This window comes from Okeania sp., assembly GCF_983059655.1.
Genome location: NZ_CEZPJD010001030.1, coordinates 1 through 2348 on the forward strand (window position 1 = coordinate 1; position 2348 = coordinate 2348).

3 protein-coding genes are annotated in these 2348 nt (G+C 34.9%); all 3 read right to left on the reverse strand.

Features of this window, described 5'->3' with window-relative positions:
* Positions 1-230: 230 nt before the first annotated feature.
* Positions 231-1388: a hypothetical protein gene (locus AC3DU7_RS31430; protein ID WP_488043155.1), complete on the reverse strand. Its 1158-nt coding sequence runs from the start codon at positions 1386-1388 to the stop codon at positions 231-233.
* 235 nt (positions 1389-1623) lie between these two features.
* Positions 1624-1842 (reverse strand): hypothetical protein, encoded by a 219-nt coding sequence (locus AC3DU7_RS31435; protein WP_488043156.1) that lies wholly within the window; start codon positions 1840-1842, stop codon positions 1624-1626.
* 307 nt (positions 1843-2149) lie between these two features.
* Positions 2150-2348, reverse strand: a 199-nt coding sequence (locus AC3DU7_RS31440) for an AAA-like domain-containing protein (protein ID WP_488043157.1), incomplete at its 5' end; no start/stop codon positions are given.

Genomic DNA, 2348 nt, shown 5'->3' on the forward strand with positions numbered 1-2348 from the left:
AGCGGGTGAGTTCGGAAGCAGTAGGGTAGTTTTCTTTGAGGATTTTGAGAATAATTGGGTTATTATTTTCTTTTAAAGTAGCTTGATAGATGAGGGAGTTAGAACTTTCATAGATTTTTTTGATGATATTATAGTTAGTTTTCACCGCTTTAAATTAATAAACCATAAGATAAGCTGATTAAGTTAAGTTTAACACTTTGCTTACTTATGGCTAAATTTTCAGGCTCAATTTAGGTAGTAGTACTCACTGGTATGTAAGGATAGGGTGGTGCAACAAATGCTGTACCTATGACAAATTCATTATTTTCTTTGATATAAAATGGAAGGTCTCCATCTTCCTCACTGGCATACGCCCATTGTTTAATATCCTTCATTCTTACATTTGTGGAATTAGGAATTGGAGGATAGGGAAGAGTAACTTGAAACGTGGTGGAAGGACTATTATAAGCTAGAGGAACCTCTTTTATCTCGCCGTGAGATTTGTCAAAAGAGATCTGTAAATTATATTTACCTACTATTTCACCAGTACTCAAAATAGGTTGAACAATTTGATGATACTTATCAATACCATTTTCTCTCACTTTGCGATATGCCTGACCTGCCAATAAGAGAGTCAGAGTAATTCCTTCCCAACTTGTACTACTAGGGGAAATTATGAACTTAGCCCTTTCCTGAGTCTCTAATCTAGATGAGAAAAATTCTTCCAATTCAATACCTTCTGAAAACTCGAAGTTGTCAGGTGGAGATTTAGTCGCAGAAAGAAAAATTTCTCTAACTATAAGACTGTCTAAGATGCCCTCTTGTAGAGAATCCCATCTAGAAATTGCTTTCCACTTTCCTTGTAAAAAAAGATCCCAGCATTTCGTGCTACCTATATACTTTTTTGTAGCTTGATTCTGAGCATACCAGGTTTTGGCAATCAGTTGAGATGTTTTACGACAGTGCAATAGGGTTCGCAGTGAGTCATAAAAATTATTTATATTGATAATATCTTGATCTGGTAATTGTGGATTTTCTGAATTATCAGAATCTGAGGATAAGCTGAATAGTTTCTTTCTCAACTCCTGTAATAAAACAACTCCAGGGGAAGGCAAATATGAGGATATATTAGGTTCTGGTCTTCGATCTATGGTTGTTGGACGAGCTTTGGGATAATTCCTTAATTTTTCCACTGTTTCGTCATCAAGTGGATATTTTTCAAGCTCTTCTCTTGTTCTTGTAATTAATGTTTGTTTTAAGATTTGTCTTGGATTTTTTATATCTTCACCATCTCCAGTATTATTGGCTGGCTCAACTAACAGTATTTGATATAAAGTATCTCCTTCATACCATTGAGATTTTTTCATGGGGTAAAAACCCGATTTAAATGCAGGTGGAAGATTATTCATACTATCTTTTTTTCTCCTTAGTAAAGGTAACTATAAATTTTTCGTCATCTCAACTCAAACTAGAAAAATATTTAGGATAATCCCAAACAATTTTGTTTACTATCTCCTGAGACAACTTCCCCTCTAATTCTACAACATTTTTCACAACATCTAGATGACGATCCATATGTGTATAATCTGAACCAAAAATTAAATTATCAGAGCCAATAAACTCAATTATCTGAGTCAGATAAGGTTAAGATGGGTCAACCGCAATATAACATTGACGGCGAAAATACTCAGATGGCATCAAATTTACCATATCTTTGACTTCCCAATGTAAATTTTGAAAAGTAATGATAAATGTTCTATAATTAGGAACATGAAATTTCCAAAATCTAACTCCACCCACACTAGGAAAAACGGCTATCGTCGTGGCCAATAATGTTTCCAATGCCGAGTATGTGGTCGCCAATTCGTTGAATCACCTAAAATTTAACCCTTACCGAAAAATTAAGGTATAAAGCATCTCCATTCATGGAGAAAAAAGCGATCGTTTGCGTTAGCGTTAGCGTTTGCGCAGCATTCTGATAGGAAAGCTCCTCTGTTTACGCAGCATTCCGTAGGAAAAAGCGCAGCTTCCCGAAGGGTGGGATGGCGAGAAAACCTGCGCCATATCCAATCGACCAAAAGAAGAAAAAAATTCCTTTTACCCATCCTATTATTACAGAAAAGGCAATTATTAATTGTTAATTATTAATTATTAATTATTAATGAGGTTGTTAACTTCTAAAATACTGTCTATACAAATCACAAGTTAATGTGGCCTTCTTTCCAACTAACTTAATTAATCCCATACGACTCAACTTATAAGTAATAATAGGCTCTAATAATATAGGTTCATTAGTATTGACAAGATTTTGCACAGCGATCGCTAATTCTGGCTCCTCTTCTAACTTCACTTGATGACGTCGCAAATGA

What these genes read in the sequence shown, in the direction of transcription:
- AC3DU7_RS31430 (WP_488043155.1), bottom strand. Translation starts at nt 1,388, where the DNA reads ATGAATAATCTTCCACCTGCATTTAAATCGGGTTTTTACCCCATGAAA.